This window comes from Saccharococcus thermophilus (genome assembly GCF_011761475.1).
Lineage (GTDB): Bacteria > Bacillota > Bacilli > Bacillales > Anoxybacillaceae > Saccharococcus > Saccharococcus thermophilus.
Genome location: NZ_JAASRS010000001.1, coordinates 143,402 through 163,889, shown reverse-complemented (window position 1 = coordinate 163,889; position 20,488 = coordinate 143,402). Strand labels below are relative to the sequence as shown.

15 protein-coding genes, 8 tRNA genes and 4 rRNA genes are annotated in these 20,488 nt (G+C 47.8%); all 27 read left to right on the top strand.

Translation table 11 applies throughout. The features are described 5' to 3' along the window. Positions 1–3 precede the first annotated feature (3 nt). The 27 genes from hpt (at position 4) to BDD39_RS00870 (ending at position 20,481) form a co-directional block, all read left to right on the top strand. Positions 4–549, top strand: coding sequence for a hypoxanthine phosphoribosyltransferase (hpt, locus tag BDD39_RS16240; protein WP_243845961.1), 546 nt, complete (start codon positions 4–6; stop codon positions 547–549). Between the two features lie 95 nt (positions 550–644). After that, positions 645–2,552 (top strand): ATP-dependent zinc metalloprotease FtsH, encoded by a 1,908-nt coding sequence (gene ftsH / locus BDD39_RS00995; RefSeq protein ID WP_166907336.1) that lies wholly within the window; start codon positions 645–647, stop codon positions 2,550–2,552. A gap of 99 nt (positions 2,553–2,651) precedes the next feature. Next, on the top strand, positions 2,652–3,428 hold the full coding sequence (locus BDD39_RS00990) for a type III pantothenate kinase (RefSeq protein ID WP_166912192.1): 777 nt from the start codon (positions 2,652–2,654) through the stop codon (positions 3,426–3,428). A 14-nt stretch (positions 3,429–3,442) separates the two neighbouring features. Then, positions 3,443–4,333 (top strand): Hsp33 family molecular chaperone HslO, encoded by an 891-nt coding sequence (gene hslO / locus BDD39_RS00985; RefSeq protein ID WP_166907334.1) that lies wholly within the window; start codon positions 3,443–3,445, stop codon positions 4,331–4,333. Between the two features lie 94 nt (positions 4,334–4,427). Further along, a complete protein-coding gene (gene cysK / locus BDD39_RS00980; protein WP_166907329.1) occupies positions 4,428–5,354 on the top strand; it encodes a cysteine synthase A in 927 nt (308 codons plus the stop codon). Positions 5,355–5,470: 116 nt separating this feature from the next. Beyond that, positions 5,471–6,892 carry an anthranilate synthase component I gene (gene trpE, locus BDD39_RS00975; RefSeq protein ID WP_166907324.1) on the top strand — a complete coding sequence of 474 codons (1,422 nt, stop codon included), beginning with the start codon at positions 5,471–5,473 and terminating at the stop codon, positions 6,890–6,892. A 6-nt stretch (positions 6,893–6,898) separates the two neighbouring features. After that, positions 6,899–7,477 carry an aminodeoxychorismate/anthranilate synthase component II gene (pabA, locus tag BDD39_RS00970; protein ID WP_166907320.1) on the top strand — a complete coding sequence of 193 codons (579 nt, stop codon included), beginning with the start codon at positions 6,899–6,901 and terminating at the stop codon, positions 7,475–7,477. Positions 7,478–7,480: 3 nt separating this feature from the next. Continuing rightward, a complete protein-coding gene (gene pabC, locus BDD39_RS00965) occupies positions 7,481–8,359 on the top strand; it encodes an aminodeoxychorismate lyase (RefSeq protein WP_166907316.1) in 879 nt (292 codons plus the stop codon). Next, entirely contained in the window at positions 8,356–9,210 is an 855-nt protein-coding gene (gene folP, locus BDD39_RS00960; RefSeq protein ID WP_166907312.1) for a dihydropteroate synthase, read from the top strand. Before pabC ends, folP begins: the two co-directional genes overlap by 4 nt. Next, on the top strand, positions 9,203–9,562 hold the full coding sequence (folB, locus tag BDD39_RS00955; RefSeq protein ID WP_341801480.1) for a dihydroneopterin aldolase: 360 nt from the start codon (positions 9,203–9,205) through the stop codon (positions 9,560–9,562). The genes folP and folB overlap by 8 nt, the downstream gene beginning before the upstream one ends. Next, the gene (folK, locus tag BDD39_RS00950; RefSeq protein ID WP_166907307.1) at positions 9,563–10,090 is read left to right on the top strand and encodes a 2-amino-4-hydroxy-6-hydroxymethyldihydropteridine diphosphokinase; all 528 of its coding nucleotides are present in this window, start codon (positions 9,563–9,565) and stop codon (positions 10,088–10,090) included. Continuing rightward, the gene (locus tag BDD39_RS00945) at positions 10,042–10,257 is read left to right on the top strand and encodes a helix-turn-helix domain-containing protein (protein WP_166907305.1); all 216 of its coding nucleotides are present in this window, start codon (positions 10,042–10,044) and stop codon (positions 10,255–10,257) included. Before folK ends, BDD39_RS00945 begins: the two co-directional genes overlap by 49 nt. Positions 10,258–10,273: 16 nt before the next feature. Beyond that, on the top strand, positions 10,274–11,275 hold the full coding sequence (dusB, locus tag BDD39_RS00940; protein WP_166907303.1) for a tRNA dihydrouridine synthase DusB: 1,002 nt from the start codon (positions 10,274–10,276) through the stop codon (positions 11,273–11,275). A gap of 89 nt (positions 11,276–11,364) precedes the next feature. Then, positions 11,365–12,849, top strand: coding sequence for a lysine--tRNA ligase (gene lysS / locus BDD39_RS00935; RefSeq protein ID WP_166907301.1), 1,485 nt, complete (start codon positions 11,365–11,367; stop codon positions 12,847–12,849). 355 nt (positions 12,850–13,204) lie between these two features. Beyond that, positions 13,205–13,321, top strand: a 5S ribosomal RNA gene (rrf, locus tag BDD39_RS00930). 10 nt (positions 13,322–13,331) lie between these two features. Beyond that, a tRNA-Val gene (locus tag BDD39_RS00925) sits at positions 13,332–13,407 on the top strand. 418 nt (positions 13,408–13,825) lie between these two features. Then, positions 13,826–13,901 (top strand) — tRNA-Lys (locus tag BDD39_RS00920). 4 nt (positions 13,902–13,905) lie between these two features. Further along, a tRNA-Leu gene (locus BDD39_RS00915) sits at positions 13,906–13,990 on the top strand. A gap of 14 nt (positions 13,991–14,004) precedes the next feature. Continuing rightward, a tRNA-Gly gene (locus tag BDD39_RS00910) sits at positions 14,005–14,079 on the top strand. Between the two features lie 6 nt (positions 14,080–14,085). Continuing rightward, positions 14,086–14,171: transfer RNA gene (locus BDD39_RS00905), tRNA-Leu, on the top strand. A 3-nt stretch (positions 14,172–14,174) separates the two neighbouring features. Next, a tRNA-Arg gene (locus BDD39_RS00900) sits at positions 14,175–14,251 on the top strand. 3 nt (positions 14,252–14,254) lie between these two features. Continuing rightward, positions 14,255–14,328: transfer RNA gene (locus BDD39_RS00895), tRNA-Pro, on the top strand. Positions 14,329–14,341: 13 nt separating this feature from the next. Beyond that, a tRNA-Ala gene (locus BDD39_RS00890) sits at positions 14,342–14,414 on the top strand. 114 nt (positions 14,415–14,528) lie between these two features. Continuing rightward, a 16S ribosomal RNA gene (locus tag BDD39_RS00885) occupies positions 14,529–16,085 on the top strand. A gap of 268 nt (positions 16,086–16,353) precedes the next feature. Then, positions 16,354–19,284, top strand: a 23S ribosomal RNA gene (locus tag BDD39_RS00880). Between the two features lie 357 nt (positions 19,285–19,641). Further along, a 5S ribosomal RNA gene (rrf, locus tag BDD39_RS00875) occupies positions 19,642–19,758 on the top strand. The 16S, 23S and 5S rRNA genes sit together here with 8 tRNA genes alongside, the layout of an rRNA operon. Before the next feature lie 261 nt (positions 19,759–20,019). Then, a complete protein-coding gene (locus BDD39_RS00870; RefSeq protein ID WP_166907298.1) occupies positions 20,020–20,481 on the top strand; it encodes a CtsR family transcriptional regulator in 462 nt (153 codons plus the stop codon). Positions 20,482–20,488: the final 7 nt, after the last annotated feature.

The window sequence follows — 20,488 nt, the reverse complement described above, 5'->3', positions numbered from 1 at the left end:
AAGATGGGGATGAAAGACGATATTCAAAAAGTACTGATTACGGAAGAGCAAATTCAAGAAAAGGTTAAGGAGTTAGGCAAAATTTTGACCGAGGAATATGATGGGCGTTTTCCGTTAGCGGTCGGCGTATTAAAAGGAGCCATGCCGTTTATGGCCGATTTGTTGAAGCATATTGATACATATTTAGAAATGGATTTTATGGATGTGTCCAGTTATGGAAACGCGACTGTATCATCCGGTGAAGTGAAAATTTTAAAGGATTTAAATACATCGGTGGAAGGGCGAGATATTTTAATTATCGAGGATATTATCGATAGCGGCTTGACGCTAAGCTACTTAGTGGACCTGTTCCGATACCGCAAAGCAAACTCGATTAAAATTGTGACGCTGCTAGACAAACCTTCCGGACGGAAAGCGGATATTGAAGCGGATTATGCTGGGTTTATTGTTCCTGATGAATTTGTTGTCGGCTATGGTTTAGATTACTGCGAAAAATACCGCAACCTTCCTTTTATCGGGGTGTTGAAGCCGGAAGTGTATAATAAATAAAATTGCTTTTCGTGCCGCTAGCGAATTGTTTGTATTTATACAAAATTCTATGATAGTATTGAGTATAGTGTGTTTCATATGGGAGGAGGCAAGAAATGAATCGGATCTTCCGAAATACAATATTTTATTTATTGATCTTTCTCGTTGTTATCGGTGTGGTCAGCTTCTTTAACGGAAGCAACCAGCGGACAGAGCCGATGACATACGATGCGTTTATTACTCATTTGGAAAATGGCGATGTAAAATCATTTTCCATGAAGCCGGAGCGCGGCGTATATGAAATAAAAGGGCAGCTGAAAACGTATAGCGAGGATCAATACTTTTCCACTTATGTCATGAACAGCGATACGGTGTTAAACCGTATTGACGCGGCAGCGAAGCGGACGCGAGTGGAAGTCTTGCCAGCGGACGAAACAAGTGGATGGGTCACTTTCTTCACTTCGATCATCCCATTTGTCATCATTTTTATCTTGTTTTTCTTCTTGCTGAATCAAGCGCAAGGCGGCGGCAGCCGGGTAATGAACTTCGGAAAAAGCCGAGCAAGGCTATATACGGACGATAAAAGAAAAGTTCGTTTCCGTGATGTCGCTGGTGCGGACGAAGAAAAACAAGAGCTCGTGGAAATTGTTGAATTTTTGAAAGATCCGCGCAAGTTCGTCGAACTTGGTGCCCGTATTCCAAAAGGGGTGCTGCTCGTAGGTCCTCCGGGAACGGGGAAAACGTTGCTTGCGCGTGCGGTTGCTGGAGAAGCAGGCGTGCCATTCTTCTCCATTAGCGGTTCGGATTTTGTGGAAATGTTCGTTGGTGTCGGTGCATCGCGTGTGCGTGACTTGTTTGAAACGGCGAAGAAAAATGCCCCATGTATCATTTTCATTGATGAAATTGATGCGGTTGGTCGTCAACGCGGTGCAGGGCTTGGCGGTGGACACGATGAACGCGAACAAACGCTCAACCAATTGCTTGTTGAGATGGATGGTTTCAGCGGCAATGAAGGAATTATCATTATCGCGGCAACCAACCGTCCAGACATTTTAGACCCGGCGCTGTTGCGCCCTGGACGCTTTGACCGGCAAATTACGGTAGACCGTCCAGACGTTAAAGGCCGTGAAGCAGTATTGCGTGTACATGCACGCAATAAGCCGCTTGATGAATCGGTCGACTTAAAAACGATTGCGATGCGTACACCAGGCTTTTCCGGCGCGGATTTGGAAAACTTGTTGAACGAGGCGGCTCTGGTGGCAGCGCGGCGGAACAAAAAGAAAATTGATATGAGCGATATTGATGAGGCGACAGACCGCGTCATTGCTGGACCGGCAAAGAAAAGCCGCGTCATTTCCGAAAAAGAGCGCCGCATTGTCGCGTTCCACGAAGCAGGGCATACCGTCATCGGCATGGTGCTTGCTGATGCGGAAATGGTGCATAAAGTAACGATCGTACCCCGCGGTCAGGCGGGCGGTTATGCGGTGATGCTTCCAAAAGAAGACCGCTATTTTATGACAAAACAAGAGCTAATGGATAAAATTACTGGCTTGTTAGGCGGACGCGTAGCGGAAGAAATCGTGTTTAATGAAGTCAGCACAGGCGCGCATAACGACTTTCAGCGCGCAACCAATATTGCCCGCCGCATGGTGACGGAATTTGGAATGAGCGAAAAACTCGGTCCGCTGCAGTTTGGCCAGCCGAGCGGGCAAGTATTTTTAGGCCGCGATTTGCATAACGAGCAAAATTATAGTGATAAAATTGCTTATGAAATTGATTTGGAAATTCAACGCATTATTAAAGAGTGTTACGAAAAGGCAAAAAGCATTTTAACGCAATATCGCGATAAATTGGATTTAATCGCTACAACATTGTTAGAAGTAGAGACGTTGGATGCCGAACAAATTAAACATTTGTTTGAGCACGGCACATTGCCAAACCGCGATAGAGGCGCTGACAGCAACAACAAAGACCAAGGCGGTAACAACGACGTTAAAATTAATATTCAAAAGAAAGAGGAGTAAAAGGTGTCTCTTTGACAGGGACATCTTTTTTTATCCGGGAAAAAACAATGTATGATATGATGTAGGAAGTAATAATTTGTGAAAAGTGGGGATGAGGCAATGATTTTTGTGTTAGATGTTGGCAATACGAATACAGTGTTAGGGGTATATGACGGGGATGATTTAAAGCATCATTGGCGCATTGAAACAAGCCGCAGCAAAACGGAAGATGAATACGGCATGACGATCAAGGCGCTATTGAACCATGTCGGGCTTCAGTTTTCCGACATTGATGGCATTATTATTTCTTCCGTTGTTCCGCCAATTATGTTTGCGCTTGAGCGCATGTGTTTAAAATACTTCCATATTAAGCCGATTATCGTCGGACCAGGTATTAAAACGGGGCTAAATATTAAATACGACAATCCAAGGGAAGTTGGAGCCGACCGGATTGTCAATGCGGTGGCCGGCATTCATTTATACGGCAGCCCGCTCATTATTGTCGATTTCGGTACGGCGACAACGTATTGTTATATTAATGAACATAAACAATATATGGGGGGCGCGATTGCTCCAGGGATTATGATTTCGACGGAGGCGCTGTTTGCGCGGGCAGCGAAATTGCCGCGCATCGAAATTGCCCGTCCTGACGATATTATCGGGAAAAATACGGTTAGTGCGATGCAGGCGGGAATTTTGTATGGCTATGTAGGGCAAGTAGAAGGCATTGTGTCGCGGATGAAGGCAAAAAGCCCTGTTCCGCCAAAAGTGATTGCGACAGGAGGATTAGCGTCCTTAATTGCTAGCGAATCCGATGTCATTGATATTGTAGATCCATTTTTGACCTTGACTGGATTAAAAATTTTATATGAGAAAAACGTCGACAAAAAACAATGAAAGGTTGAGTTAGTATGGGAGATTACTTAGTAAAAGCGTTAGCTTATGACGGACAAGTAAGAGCGTACGCGGCCCGCACGACAGAAACGGTTGGCGAAGCACAGCGCCGCCACCAAACGTGGCCGACCGCCTCCGCAGCACTTGGCCGAGCGCTTACCGCGGGAGTGATGATGGGGGCGATGTTAAAAGGTGACGAAACATTAACGATTAAAATTGACGGCGGCGGTCCGATCGGCACCATTCTGGTGGACAGCAACGCGAAAGGAGAGGTACGCGGGTATGTCGCCAATCCACATGTGCACTTTGAGTTAAACGAACATGGAAAATTAGATGTGGCGAGAGCCGTAGGAAAAAACGGGATGTTAACGGTCGTGAAAGACCTAGGACTGCGTGATTTTTTTACTGGACAAGTACCGATTATTTCCGGGGAACTTGGTGAGGATTTTACGTACTATTTTGCTTCTTCGGAACAAGTTCCATCTTCTGTCGGGGTCGGTGTACTTGTGAATCCAGACAATACCATATTGGCGGCAGGAGGCTTTATCATCCAGCTGATGCCGGGAACGGAAGAGAAGACGATTGAACAAATCGAACAGCGTTTACAAACGATTCCTCCGGTTTCGAAAATGATCGAAAGCGGGCTAACACCGGAGGAAATTTTAGAGAAGCTGCTTGGGAAGGGAAATGTCAAAGTGCTAGAAACACTTCCGGTTGCGTTTGTTTGCCGCTGTTCACGGGAACGAATTGCCGATGCGTTGATCAGTTTAGGGCCGCAGGAAATTCAAGATATTATTGATAAAGAAGGATATGCCGAAGCGTCGTGCCATTTTTGCAATGAAACGTACCACTTCACCAAAGAGGAGCTCAAGCAGCTGAAACAGATTGCAGATGCGAAAGCAGAATAAAAATTTAAAAAGATTAAAATGATTGACAATTACGCCAATAACTGATACATTTGAAACAAATTCGATAAAATTAATCGGGATTAGGGGTGAAAACATGGCAAGAACAGTAAACTCCGTAACAGAATTGATCGGTGATACGCCAGCAGTGAAACTAAACCGCATTGTCGATGAAGACAGTGCCGACGTTTATCTAAAACTCGAATTTATGAATCCAGGAAGCAGCGTCAAAGACCGGATTGCCTTGGCGATGATTGAAGCGGCGGAAAAAGAAGGAAAATTAAAACCAGGCGATACGATTGTCGAGCCGACAAGCGGAAATACAGGAATTGGGTTGGCAATGGTTGCTGCCGCCAAAGGCTATAAAGCGGTTTTAGTCATGCCAGACACGATGAGTTTAGAGCGCCGTAATTTATTGCGCGCATATGGCGCCGAATTAGTGCTTACGCCGGGAAGCCAAGGAATGCGCGGCGCCATTGAAAAGGCGGAAGAATTGGTCAGAGAGCATGGCTATTTTATGCCGCAACAGTTTAAAAATGAGGCTAACCCAGAAATTCACCGCTTAACGACAGGGAAAGAAATTGTTGAGCAAATGGGCGATCAATTAGATGCGTTCATTGCCGGCGTCGGTACGGGCGGAACGATTACCGGAGCAGGGCAAGTTCTTCGTGAAAAATATCCAAACATTAAAATTTATGCTGTAGAGCCTGCTGATTCGCCGGTATTATCAGGCGGAAAACCAGGCCCTCACAAAATTCAAGGAATCGGAGCCGGATTTGTGCCAGACATTTTAGATACAAACATTTACGATGAAGTCATTACGGTGACAACGGAAGAAGCGTTTGCCGCCGCTCGCCGCGCTGCCCGCGAAGAAGGAATTCTTGGTGGAATTTCTTCTGGCGCTGCCATTCATGCCGCGTTGAAAGTAGCGAAACAACTTGGAAAGGGAAAGAAAGTATTGGCGATTATCCCAAGCAATGGCGAACGCTACTTAAGCACACCGCTTTACCAATTCGAAGAGTAAATCATCCTATTCGGCAGGGGAAAGGAACCCTGTCGAACTTTTTTTATAATGATATGTTTTCTGACTCGTTGTACAATAAGAATATATAGCGGTGGAGGGCAAGGAGTGATGTTGCTATGGGACAAAATCGAAAAAGGAAAAGGCGAACGGTTTCTTATGCATACAGAGACTGGTTCGCGCAATATAAGATGCTTGCGCATGAACAGCCATATCACGTTTTGTTAGAAAGCGGTCAAGGCGGACGGTATAGCATCATCGGATTCGCCCCCAATGGCATCATTCGCGCGACGGAAAATCAGCTCCATATTGTTTATCATGGGGAAAGAAAACGGTATGAAGGCAACCCGCTATTATTGTTGAAGCAATGGTTTGCCGGTGTTTCTCTTTCCGCCGCTGATGACGGCGTCCCTTTTCAGGGCGGGGTGATCGGTTATATCAGCTATGATGGTATGCGGTATATTGAAAGAATCCCGTCTTATGCCAAAGACGACTTGCAGCTTCCGTATATGTATTTTTTCATTTTTGACGATGTATTTGTATACGACCATCAAAAGCAGCTGCTGCATATGATTGTTCATTATAGGGACGGAGAAGAATTAGAAGCAGATCGGCGCCTCTCCTTTTATGAGATGTGTTGGCTGCAGGAAAAGAAAGAAGACATTTGCTGGCCATTTCAAGCTAAAAAAGCCGATCCCTCGGTTTCGATGACAAAAGAGGAATTTGTGCAAGCCGTTTGCCGAGTGCAGCAATATATCGCCCAAGGCGATGTATTTCAAGTCAATTTATCGGTGCGCCAGTCAAAGCCGCTATTGGTGCATCCGTTTCATATTTACGAGCAGCTTCGCGCCATCAATCCATCTCCGTATATGGCGTATATTCATTTCCCAGAGTTTCAAATCGTTAGCGGTTCGCCCGAATTGCTTGTCAAAAAACGGGGAAATGACATTAGCACAAGACCGATTGCCGGAACGCGTTCACGCGGGAAAACAAAAGAAGAAGACGAACGGATCGCGCAAAAGTTGCTTGCCAATGAAAAGGAAATCGCTGAACATGCCATGCTCGTCGATTTAGAGCGCAATGATTTGGGACGCGTATGTCAATACGGCACGGTGAAAGTGGATGAGTGGATGACGATTGAACGATACTCTCATGTGATGCATATCGTTTCGCATGTATCTGGAAAACTGCAACAAGGAAAAGATGCGTTTGATGTTATCCAGGCCATGTTTCCTGGCGGCACCATTACTGGCGCACCAAAAGTGCGAACGATGGAAATTATCGAAGAACTCGAGCCGGTACGGCGGGGGGTGTATACCGGTTCGATCGGATGGATCGGATTTAATGGAGATATGGAATTTAACATTGCGATTCGCACGATGATCGCGAAAGACGGCATGGCCCATGTGCAAGCAGGAGCTGGAATTGTCATTGATTCGCATCCGGAATATGAATATGAGGAATGCTTGAAAAAGGCGGCAGCCCTTTGGAAAGCGAAAGAGCTGAGCGAAGCAGAGAAACTATATCAGAGCATGAGGTGAGATAGAATGATTATCATGATTGATAATTATGATTCCTTTACATATAACTTAGTGCAATATTTAGGCGTGCTAGGTGAAGAGTTGATCGTGAAACGAAATGACGAAGTGACCATTAAAGAAATAGAGAAGTTAAATCCAGATTTCCTCATGATTTCGCCCGGACCTTGCACACCAAACGAAGCTGGCATCAGCCTCGAAGCGATCGCATATTTCGCTGGGAAAATTCCGATTTTTGGCGTCTGTCTTGGCCATCAAGCGATCGCGCAAGTATTTGGCGGAAAAATCGTTCGCGCCGACCGTTTAATGCACGGCAAGACGTCACAAGTATTTCACGATGGAAAAACGATTTTTAGCGGCATTCCTAGTCCGTTTACCGCTACTCGCTACCATTCCCTTATTGTTGAAAAAGAAACGTTGCCGGATTGCTTCGAAATTTCCGCGTGGACAGAAGAAAACGAAATCATGGCGATCCGCCACAAGACGCTGCCAGTGGAAGGAGTGCAGTTTCACCCAGAGTCGATTATGACCAGTCACGGAATGCAGTTGTTGAAAAACTTTATAGAAACATATAAAAGGGTTCGATAGTACATGTACGTATATATCAATGGAGATATCGTCCATAAAAATGAAGCGCGCATTTCTCCATTTGACCACGGTTTTTTATACGGGCTTGGCGTATTTGAAACGTTTCGCACTTATGATGGCCATCCGTTTTTGCTCGATGACCATTTGGAGCGGTTAAACGGCAGCTTGCAGGAGATGAATATTGCCAAGGTTTTTACTCGCGATGAAGTGAAAGAAATACTTTATCGATTATTAGAAGTGAACGGGTTAAGAAATGCCTATGTTCGCTTGAATGTTTCCGCAGGCATTGGCGATATTGGTTTGCAAACGGATGCTTACGATGCACCGACGATTATTATGTATATGAAGCCTTTGTCTGCCCCATCCTTTACGAAAGGAAAAGTAGGAATCATTTTAAAAGCGAGACGAAATACCCCGGAGGGAACCGAACGGTTAAAATCGCACCATTATCTCAACAATATGATCGGGAAACGGGAAATTGGCAGCCGTACGGATGCAGAAGGAATGTTTTTGAATGAACAAGGATATGTCGCCGAGGGAATCGTTTCGAACATTTTTTGGGTGAAAAACGAGACGGTATACACTCCGGCAATTCGTACAGGAATTCTAAATGGCGTCACAAGACAGTTTGTGCTTGCGATGTTGAGGGCGCTAAACATCGCTTATGAGGAAGGGTTTTATCCACTAACGCATCTAAAGCAAGCCGATGAAATCTTTGTGACCAATTCGATTCAGGAAATTGTTCCGATTTATCAAATCGGGGACCGCGCCTATCCAGGCGCCGATGGGATCATTACGTCATTACTGCAGAAACATTATAAACGTTTTACGCCTTTTTTATGGACAAGACAAGAATTGACAGAAAGGATTGGGGACCAATGAACGTGGCAAGTGCAACTTCTCTTGTACTGCGTTGCGGGGATTATGAGTTAGATTTACGTAAAAAAACAATGATCATGGGAATCGTCAACGTCACACCTGATTCTTTTTCTGACGGTGGACGGTTTTATGATGTTGACCGCGCTGTCGAGCACGCCAAACGGCTGGTGGCAGACGGGGCCGATATCATTGATATCGGCGGTGAGTCGACTCGTCCGGGGGCGGAAAAAGTATCGTTGGAAGAAGAATTGCGCCGCGTCATTCCAGTCGTAAAGGCTATTGCGAAAGAAGTGAAGGTTCCGATTTCTATTGATACGTATAAAGCGGAAGTCGCCAAACAGGCCATTGAAGCGGGGGCCCATATCATTAACGATGTATGGGGAGCCAAAGCGGATGCAAAAATGGCGGAAGTCGCCGCTTCCTACGATGTTCCGATTATTTTAATGCATAACCGTCATCATTTAGAGTATCAAGACTTAATTTCCGATATGATCGCAGATTTGATGGAAAGCGTTGCGATCGTAAAACGTGCGGGTGTGAAGGATGAAAACATTATTTTAGATCCAGGTATCGGATTTGCGAAAACATTTGAACATAACCTAGAAGTCATGCGCCGTTTAGACGAATTTACCCGGCTCGGATACCCACTGCTGCTTGGAACGTCCCGCAAGCGGTTTATTGGACATGTGTTGGACTTGCCAGTTGATGAGCGGGTCGAAGGAACAGGAGCAACGGTATGCCTTGGTATTGCGAAGGGCGCTCATATCGTGCGCGTGCATGATGTATTGCCGATTGCGCGAATGGCGAAAATGATGGATGCGATGTTAGGAAAAGGGGTGGAGGGCGATCGATAAAATTTATCTTCAACGTATGGAGTTTTATGGGTATCACGGCGTTCTTCCGGAAGAAAATATGCTTGGACAACGCTTTATCGTCGATGTCACCCTAGAAACGAATTTACAAAAAGCTGGAAAGAGCGATCGGTTAGAAGATACGATTAATTACGCGGAAGTGTACAATATTTGCCGCCATATTGTTGAGAAAAAAAAGTTCGCGCTGATTGAAGCAGTAGCAGAGACGATCGCTGGGGGAATTTTGTCTTCTTTCCCAGCCGTTATTCGCTGTACGGTGAAAGTCACCAAACCAAATCCGCCTATTCCAGGCCATTATGAATCCGTAGCAGTAGAAATTGTAAGGGGTCGTTAAATGGAAAATTGTGCGTATATTGCGTTAGGGTCTAATATTGGTAACCGCCTATATTATTTGCGAGAAGCAGTCAAGGCATTGGACAGCCATGAGCAAATTTCTGTCATTGCTACCTCGTCTATTTACGAGACAGAGCCAGTCGGTTACATCAACCAAGATAAGTTTTTAAATATGGTTATCAAAATTACTACTGTCCTTTCTCCTTTTGCATTGCTTGAGGTGACGCAAAAAATCGAACAAAGATTTGGAAGAAAGAGGGAAATACGCTGGGGACCACGAACGTTAGACCTTGACATTTTACTATATAATCATGAAAATATTGAAACAGAGCAGCTTATCATTCCACACCCGCGTATGACGGAACGTGCGTTTGTGATGATTCCGTTATTGGAATTAAATCATCATATTCATATCCCAAATGTTTCCCAATGCTTGGAAGACCTCATAGATCAACTACCTGATAGAGAAGGAGTTCATGTATGGAAGCAGAAAAATGGGGAAGACGTATTCGCGCTTTTCGAAAGCTAAAAGGATTTACACAAGAAAGGTTAGCAAAGGAACTGGGGATTTCCGTATCGATACTGGGGGAAATTGAACGAGGAAATCGCTTTCCGTCGGAGCAATTAATCCAACAAATTGCCGAACGGTTAAATATATCTGTAAAGGAGCTAGCTCCGCCGCAGTTAGAAGAATAGGAAAGGAGGTAAACCGATGTTTAAAATCGGCGATGTAGAAATTAAAAACCGTGTCGTTCTTGCGCCAATGGCCGGAGTGTGCAATTCCGCATTTCGCCTTACGGTGAAAGAATTCGGTGCAGGGCTTGTTTGTGCGGAAATGGTAAGCGATAAAGGAATTGTCTACAATAATGAAAAGACGTTAGAAATGTTATATATTGACGAGCGAGAAAAGCCGTTAAGCCTGCAAATTTTTGGCGGGGAAAAAGAAACGCTTGTCAAAGCGGCCAAATTTGTCGACAAAAACACGAATGCCGATATCATTGACATTAATATGGGATGCCCTGTCCCGAAAATTACGAAATGTGATGCGGGGGCGAAATGGCTTTTAGATCCAAATAAAATTTATGATGTGGTTGCCGCTATTGTAGACGCGGTGGAAAAGCCAGTAACCGTAAAAATGCGGATCGGTTGGGATGAAAATCATATTTATGCGGTAGAGAATGCCCAAGCAGTCGAACGGGCTGGCGGTAAAGCAGTCGCAGTCCATGGACGAACAAGAGTGCAGATGTACGAAGGCAAAGCAGATTGGAATATCATTAAACAAGTAAAAGAAGCGGTCAACATCCCTGTGATCGGAAACGGCGACGTAAAAACCCCGCAAGATGCAAAACGGATGTTGGAGGAAACAGGGGTTGACGGAGTAATGATTGGCCGCGCGGCCCTCGGGAATCCATGGGTCATCTACCGTACTGTTCGCTATCTAGAAACAGGAGAGCTAATTCCAGAACCAACGGCAAGAGAAAAGGTTGATGTATGCCTTTTGCATTTAGACCGTTTAATTGCGTTAAAAGGGGAACATATTGCCGTCAAGGAAATGCGCAAACATGCGGCATGGTATTTAAAAGGAGTGCGCGGTGCGGCAAAAATCCGCAACGCGATTAACGAATGCGAAACTCGCGAACAACTTGAAACGCTACTGCTTCATTTTGTCGAAGAAGTGGAAAACAGATCGGAAACAGATGCACAGGCTGTATAAGAAACGAATGAAATGATCGCAGTGATGACTGCCAGCCTTCGCTGGCAGTATTTTTCATAAAAAAACTTGTTAAATGGAGTGAATGATGTATGAGTCACGAAGAATTAAACGATCAATTACTCGTCCGTAGAGAGAAACTAAAAAAACTGCAGGAAATGGGAGTAGATCCATTCGGAAAACGGTTTGAACGCACACATAAAGCGCAAGAGCTGTTTGATTTATATGGCGATTTGTCGAAAGAAGAACTCGAAGAGCGGCAAATACAAGTGGCCGTCGCGGGACGGATTATGACAAAACGCGGCAAAGGGAAAGCGGGGTTTGCCCATATCCAAGATGTGACGGGGCAAATTCAAATTTACGTTCGCAAAGATGATGTCGGCGAAGACCAATACGAGCTTTTTAAAATTTCCGATTTAGGCGATATTATCGGCGTTCGTGGAACCGTATTTAAAACAAAAGTAGGGGAGCTTTCGATTAAAGTATCGTCTTACGAATTTTTAACGAAATCGCTGCGCCCGCTTCCAGAGAAATATCATGGCTTAAAAGATATTGAACAGCGCTACCGTCAGCGGTATTTAGACTTAATTATGAACCCAGAAAGCAAAAATACATTTATTACCCGCAGTTTAATTATTCAATCGATGCGGCGCTACCTGGATAGCCATGGTTATTTGGAAGTAGAAACGCCGATGATGCATACTATTGCTGGGGGAGCGGCAGCGCGTCCGTTTATCACCCATCACAACGCACTAGATATGCCGTTGTATATGCGAATTGCGATTGAGCTCCATTTGAAACGTTTAATTGTCGGCGGTTTGGAAAAAGTATATGAAATTGGACGCGTTTTTCGTAATGAAGGCATTTCGACACGGCACAATCCAGAGTTTACGATGCTGGAACTATACGAAGCATATGCCGATTTCCGCGATATTATGAAGTTGACGGAGAATCTGATCGCCCATATCGCGCAGGAAGTATTAGGGACGACCAAAATTCAATATGGCGAGCATATAGTGGATTTAACGCCAGAATGGAAACGGCTCCACATGGTCGATGCAATTAAAGAATACGTCGGTATTGACTTTTGGAAGCAAATGAGCGATGAGGAAGCGCGGGAGTTAGCGAAAGAACACGGTGTAGAAATAGCGCCGCATATGACGTTTGGGCATATTGTCAATGAATTTTTCGAGCAAAAAGTAGAGGACAAGCTCATTCAGCCAACATTTATTTACGGCCATCCGGTAGAAATCTCGCCGTTAGCGAAGAAAAATCCAGATGATCCACGCTTTACGGATCGTTTTGAACTGTTTATCGTCGGCCGTGAACACGCAAATGCCTTTACCGAATTAAACGATCCAATCGACCAGCGCGAACGCTTTGAAGCGCAATTAAAAGAGCGTGAACAAGGAAATGACGAAGCGCATGAGATGGATGAAGACTTCCTTGAAGCACTTGAATACGGAATGCCGCCAACAGGTGGTTTAGGTATTGGTGTGGACCGTCTTGTGATGTTATTAACCAATTCTCCGTCTATTCGCGATGTATTGTTATTCCCACAAATGCGTCATAAATAAGATATTCTCTTCCCCTATGGGGTTTTGCCCATAGGGGAAATATTTTAAGAATAGTTGACTTTTAAATATAAATTATTATAAAATAAAAAAGTCGCTTTCAGAAAAAGAAAAAGGAATAAAAAGTTGACAATAAGATTTTTAGATGATATATTATTAAAGTCGCTTTGAAAGACGGATGACCTTGAATCAAAGGCGAATTCAATACATAAGAAGCACTTAAAGAAAAGGACTATAAACCGAGAGAAGATTTTGCTTTCGTGAACAGCGAAAAGCGAATTTTAACGAAAATTGGCGAAATAAAATAGTTCTTGACAATGCTATCGGTTGAACTATAATAAAACTTGTCTATCACTTGCCTAGTGGCTATAGCGGAGAGGAAACACCCGTTCCCATCCCGAACACGGAAGTTAAGCTCTCCAGCGCCGATGGTAGTTGGGGCCAGCGCCCCTGCAAGAGTAGGTCGTCGCTAGGCAAGTTTATATGGAGGATTAGCTCAGCTGGGAGAGCACTTGCCTTACAAGCAAGGGGTCGGCGGTTCGATCCCGTCATCCTCCACCATTTCTAGTAAAAAACATTAGCTTGGTGAGAAGTAACGAGCTAAACATCCGTGAATTCACTACGAGTTGTCCCGACACATCCCGCGTCATTGAATCGACTAGAAGAGCAAGGGACATCGGAATACTGAGTATCTTGATTGCAGATGAGCCATTAGCTCAGTAGGGGAGCAACGAGCCTAAGCTTCTATGAATCTGCTCCGAGTTGCCTCGACGCATCCAACATCTTTGAATTCGCTGGTAGAGGAAGAGGCAACGAAAAAACAACGAGTGTCTTCATTACATGAGCCATTAGCTCAGCAGGTAGAGCAACGAGCCTAAGCTTCCATGAATCTGCTCCGAGTTGCCTCGACGCATCCTACATCTTCGAATTTGCTGGTAGAGGAAGAGGCATCGAAAAACAATGAGTGTCTTCATTACATGAGCCATTAGCTCAGTAGGTAGAGCATCTGACTTTTAATCAGAGGGTCGGAGGTTCGAGTCCTCCATGGCTCACCATTTTGCGGGTGTGGCGGAATTGGCAGACGCGCTAGATTCAGGGTCTAGTGCCCTTTACGGGCGTGGGGGTTCGAGTCCCTTCACCCGCATACATAAGTTGCATGCGGAAGTAGTTCAGTGGTAGAACACCACCTTGCCAAGGTGGGGGTCGCGGGTTCGAGTCCCGTCTTCCGCTCCATCATTCGCCGGGGTGGCGGAATTGGCAGACGCACAGGACTTAAAATCCTGGGGTAGGTAACTACCGTGCCGGTTCGAGTCCGGCCCTCGGCACGTGCGCTCGTAGCTCAATTGGATAGAGCATCTGACTACGGATCAGAAGGTTAGGGGTTCGAATCCTCTCGAGCGCGCCATAGCGGGAAGTAGCTCAGCTTGGTAGAGCACATGGTTTGGGACCATGGGGTCGCAGGTTCGAATCCTGTCTTCCCGATTTTAGTGAATATGGGGCCTTAGCTCAGCTGGGAGAGCGCCTGCTTTGCACGCAGGAGGTCATCGGTTCGATCCCGATAGGCTCCACATTTAGGCATGTTCCTTGAAAACTGAACAAAACGAAGCGTCCACAAAGAAAAGCGAAGGCGAGCGACATCTTGCGGTGTTGACGCCGAAGCTTGAGAATAAGCCAATCAACTTTCTATGGAGAGTTTGATCCTGGCTCAGGACGAACGCTGGCGGCGTGCCTAATACATGCAAGTCGAGCGGACCGAATAGGAGCTTGCTCTTGTTCGGTTAGCGGCGGACGGGTGAGTAACACGTGGGCAACCTACCCGTAAGACCGGGATAACTCCGGGAAACCGGAGCTAATACCGGATAACACCGAAGACCGCATGGTCTTCGGTTGAAAGACGGCTTCGGCTGTCACTTACGGATGGGCCCGCGGCGCATTAGCTAGTTGGTGAGGTAACGGCTCACCAAGGCGACGATGCGTAGCCGGCCTGAGAGGGTGACCGGCCACACTGGGACTGAGACACGGCCCAGACTCCTACGGGAGGCAGCAGTAGGGAATCTTCCGCAATGGACGAAAGTCTGACGGAGCGACGCCGCGTGAGCGAAGAAGGTCTTCGGATCGTAAAGCTCTGTTGTTAGGGAAGAAGAAGTACCGTTCGAATAGGGCGGTACGGTGACGGTACCTAACGAGAAAGCCCCGGCTAACTACGTGCCAGCAGCCGCGGTAATACGTAGGGGGCGAGCGTTGTCCGGAATTATTGGGCGTAAAGCGCGCGCAGGCGGTCCCTTAAGTCTGATGTGAAAGCCCACGGCTCAACCGTGGAGGGTCATTGGAAACTGGGGGACTTGAGTGCAGAAGAGGAGAGCGGAATTCCACGTGTAGCGGTGAAATGCGTAGAGATGTGGAGGAACACCAGTGGCGAAGGCGGCTCTCTGGTCTGTAACTGACGCTGAGGCGCGAAAGCGTGGGGAGCAAACAGGATTAGATACCCTGGTAGTCCACGCCGTAAACGATGAGTGCTAAGTGTTAGAGGGGTCAAACCCTTTAGTGCTGCAGCTAACGCGTTAAGCACTCCGCCTGGGGAGTACGGCCGCAAGGCTGAAACTCAAAGGAATTGACGGGGGCCCGCACAAGCGGTGGAGCATGTGGTTTAATTCGAAGCAACGCGAAGAACCTTACCAGGTCTTGACATCCCCTGACAACCCTAGAGATAGGGCGTTCCCCCTTCGGGGGGACAGGGTGACAGGTGGTGCATGGTTGTCGTCAGCTCGTGTCGTGAGATGTTGGGTTAAGTCCCGCAACGAGCGCAACCCTCGACCTTAGTTGCCAGCATTCAGTTGGGCACTCTAAGGTGACTGCCGGTGACAAACCGGAGGAAGGTGGGGATGACGTCAAATCATCATGCCCCTTATGACCTGGGCTACACACGTGCTACAATGGGCGGTACAAAGGGCTGCGAACCCGCGAGGGGGAGCCAATCCCAAAAAGCCGCTCTCAGTTCGGATTGCAGGCTGCAACTCGCCTGCATGAAGCCGGAATCGCTAGTAATCGCGGATCAGCATGCCGCGGTGAATACGTTCCCGGGCCTTGTACACACCGCCCGTCACACCACGAGAGCTTGCAACACCCGAAGTCGGTGAGGTAACCCTTTCGGGAGCCAGCCGCCGAAGGTGGGGCAAGTGATTGGGGTGAAGTCGTAACAAGGTAGCCGTACCGGAAGGTGCGGCTGGATCACCTCCTTTCTAAGGATGATATGTGTGTGAAATAAGAGGGACGCTTACGTTTTGTTCGGTTTTGAGGGAACATATTTATGTTCTCTTCAATTAATCCGTTTTGCGTCTGCGTCTTCTAGTGAATTCAGAGAAGCTGGATTCCTCGACGCAAAGCTGCAAAGAAGCGAATGCAATGAAGTAGCTTCGTTCCTTGAAAACTAGATAACCGAAAAGAAAAGCGGAGGCGCCGCGGTTAGGCGCCGAAGCTAGACAAAGGAAGAAGCCGAGAAGCGCTATTGGTTAAGTTAGAAAGGGCGCACGGTGGATGCCTTGGCACTAGGAGCCGATGAAGGACGGGGCAAACGCCGAAACGCTTCGGGGAGCTGTAAGCAAGCGTTGATCCGGAGATGTCCGAATGGGGGAACCCACTGTCCGTAATGGGACAGTATCCATACCTGAATCCATAGGGTATGGAGGGCACACCCGGGGAACTGAAACATCTTAGTACCCGGAGGAGAAGAAAGCAAAAGCGATTCCCTGAGTAGCGGCGAGCGAAACGGGAACAGCCCAAACCAAGAGGCTTGCCTCTTGGGGTTGTAGGACCACTCATATGGGAGTGACAAAGGAACGGGGTAGACGAAGCGGTCTGGAAAGGCCCGCCAGAGAAGGTGACAGCCCTGTAGTCGAAACTTCGTTCCCTCCCGAGTGGCTCCTGAGTACGGCGGGACACGGGGAATCCCGTCGGAAGCTGGGAGGACCATCTCCCAAGGCTAAATACTCCCTAGTGACCGATAGTGAACCAGTACCGTGAGGGAAAGGTGAAAAGCACCCCGGAAGGGGAGTGAAAGAGAACCTGAAACCGTGTGCCTACAAGTAGTCAGAGCCCGTTGATGGGTGATGGCGTGCCTTTTGTAGAATGAACCGGCGAGTTACGATGACGTGCGAGGTTAAGTCGAAGAGACGGAGCCGCAGCGAAAGCGAGTCTGAATAGGGCGTTCAGTACGTCGTCGTAGACCCGAAACCAGGTGATCTACCCATGTCCAGGGTGAAGGTAGGGTAACACCTACTGGAGGCCCGAACCCACGCACGTTGAAAAGTGCGGGGATGAGGTGTGGGTAGGGGTGAAATGCCAATCGAACTTGGAGATAGCTGGTTCTCCCCGAAATAGCTTTAGGGCTAGCCTCAAGGGAAGAGTCTTGGAGGTAGAGCACTGATTGAGCTAGGGGCCCTCATCGGGTTACCGAACTCAGTCAAACTCCGAATGCCAATGACTTATCCTTGGGAGTCAGACTACGAGTGATAAGATCCGTGGTCGAGAGGGAAACAGCCCAGATCACCAGCTAAGGTCCCTAAGTGCACGTTAAGTGGAAAAGGATGTGGAGTTGCCCAGACAACCAGGATGTTGGCTTAGAAGCAGCCATCATTTAAAGAGTGCGTAATAGCTCACTGGTCGAGTGACTCTGCGCCGAAAATGTACCGGGGCTAAACGTGCCACCGAAGCTGTGGGATGACCTTCGGTCATCGGTAGGGGAGCGTTCTAAGGGCGTCGAAGCGAGACCGGAAGGACTCGTGGAGCGCTTAGAAGTGAGAATGCCGGTATGAGTAGCGAAAACAGAGGTGAGAATCCTCTGCACCGAAAGCCTAAGGGTTCCTGAGGAAGGTTCGTCCGCTCAGGGTTAGTCGGGACCTAAGCCGAGGCCGAAAGGCGTAGGTGATGGGCAACAGGTAGAGATTCCTGTACCACCTCCTCACCGTTTGAGCGATGGGGGGACGCAGGAAGGTAGGGCGAGCAGGCTGCTGGAATAGCCTGTCCAAGCGGTTAGGCTGCCAGATAGGCAAATCCGTCTGGCGCAAAGGCGGAGCCGTGATGGCGAAGGGACCATCGGTCCCGAAGTCCCCGATCCTACACTGCCAAGAAAAGCCTCTAGCGAGGTGAGAGGTGCCCGTACCGCAAACCGACACAGGTAGGCGAGGAGAGAATCCTAAGGTGCGCGGGAGAACTCTCGTTAAGGAACTCGGCAAAATGACCCCGTAACTTCGGGAGAAGGGGTGCTCTCTTGGGTGAATAGCCCGAGGGAGCCGCAGTGAAAAGGCCCAAGCGACTGTTTATCAAAAACACAGGTCTCTGCGAAGCCGAAAGGCGAAGTATAGGGGCTGACACCTGCCCGGTGCTGGAAGGTTAAGGGGAGCGCTTAGCGCAAGCGAAGGTGCGAACCGAAGCCCCAGTAAACGGCGGCCGTAACTATAACGGTCCTAAGGTAGCGAAATTCCTTGTCGGGTAAGTTCCGACCCGCACGAAAGGTGTAACGACTTGGGCACTGTCTCAACGAGAGACCCGGTGAAATTATACTACCTGTGAAGATGCAGGTTACCCGCGACAGGACGGAAAGACCCCGTGGAGCTTTACTGCAGCCTGATATGGAATTTTGGTATCGCTTGTACAGGATAGGTGGGAGCCTGGGAAGCCGGAGCGCCAGCTTCGGTGGAGGCGCCGGTGGGATACCACCCTGGCGGTATTGAAATTCTAACCCGCACCCCTGATCGGGGTGGGAGACAGTGTCAGGTGGGCAGTTTGACTGGGGCGGTCGCCTCCCAAAAGGTAACGGAGGCGCCCAAAGGTTCCCTCAGAATGGTTGGAAATCATTCGTAGAGTGCAAAGGCACAAGGGAGCTTGACTGCGAGACGGACAGGTCGAGCAGGGACGAAAGTCGGGCTTAGTGATCCGGTGGTTCCGTATGGAAGGGCCATCGCTCAACGGATAAAAGCTACCCCGGGGATAACAGGCTGATCTCCCCCAAGAGTCCACATCGACGGGGAGGTTTGGCACCTCGATGTCGGCTCATCGCATCCTGGGGCTGTAGTCGGTCCCAAGGGTTGGGCTGTTCGCCCATTAAAGCGGTACGCGAGCTGGGTTCAGAACGTCGTGAGACAGTTCGGTCCCTATCCGTCGCGGGCGCAGGAAATTTGAGAGGAGCTGTCCTTAGTACGAGAGGACCGGGATGGACGCACCGCTGGTGTACCAGTTGTCCCGCCAGGGGCACCGCTGGGTAGCTATGTGCGGAAGGGATAAGCGCTGAAAGCATCTAAGCGTGAAGCCCCCCTCAAGATGAGATTTCCCATCGCGTCAAGCGAGTAAGATCCCTCGAAGATGACGAGGTCGATAGGTCCGAGGTGGAAGCGTGGCGACACGTGCAGCTGACGGATACTAATCGATCGAGGACTTAACCAAGAAAAGCGCACGAAAAGCGGAGGCGACTGCTTAGCCCCGATGGGCGCTGGAAGACCTGCGAGGAGGCTGTCGCCGCCACAGCAGGTCTGAAGCGACCCAAGGGGCTAGGAGCCGGAGCTAGACACCACGAAAAGCGGAGGACGCCCGCCTATCGGCGACACGCGCTGGAGGGCCCGTGAGGAGGCTGTTGCCGCCGCAACGGGACCGAAGCGTCGCGAGCCGATGGCGTCCGGAGCTAGACAGCAAAGGCGCCCGGCTTCTTCCAAACAGACGGTTATCTAGTTTTGAAGGAATGAACTCCTTCTTGACAACATCGATTAGATGGATATAATAATACATGTCCAATTGAAATACTTGCCTAGTGACTATAGCGGAGAGGAAACACCCGTTCCCATCCCGAACACGGAAGTTAAGCTCTCCAGCGCCGATGGTAGTTGGGGCCAGCGCCCCTGCAAGAGTAGGTCGTCGCTAGGCAGGGTGAAGAAGCATGTCTTTCTTATGAAGGGCATGCTTCTTTTTTTGCCTTACTTTTGTTTATTCTTCTTTTCCTTGACCTTAAAAATAATGTTGATGTTTCATTTTTCGCAAAAAAGGATATCCTATGACTAAAAAAAGGATATCCTAATGACCAGTCATTTTTATCGGCAACTCTTGCATTTTTTTGTAATACACTATATAGTAGAATTAAGGTCAAATATAGTCAAAGTCAACTTTGATTGTTAAGGAGGAGGTAGAGTGCCAAACATTTCAGACATTATCGAGCAATATCTAAAACAAGTATTAAATATGAGTGACAAAGACATTGTCGAGATTAAACGTAGTGAAATTGCCAGTAAATTTCAGTGCGTTCCGTCACAAATTAATTACGTGATCAATACCAGGTTTACACTCGAGAGAGGGTATATTGTCGAGAGCAAACGCGGAGGCGGCGGCTATATCCGCATTATGAAAGTGAAAGCCAAAAGCGAGGCGCAATTAATTGATCAATTGCTCGAATTAGTCGGACATCGTCTCAGCCAATCCAATGCGGAAGACATTATTGAGCGCCTTATCGAGGAAAAAGTCATTTCTAAGCGGGAAGCAAAGATCATGTTAAGCGTGATGGATCGCTCTGTTTTATATATTGATTTGCCGCAGCGCGATGAATTGCGGGCTCGCATGCTCAAAGCGATGCTGACATCGCTGAAATACAAATAGTGGAGGG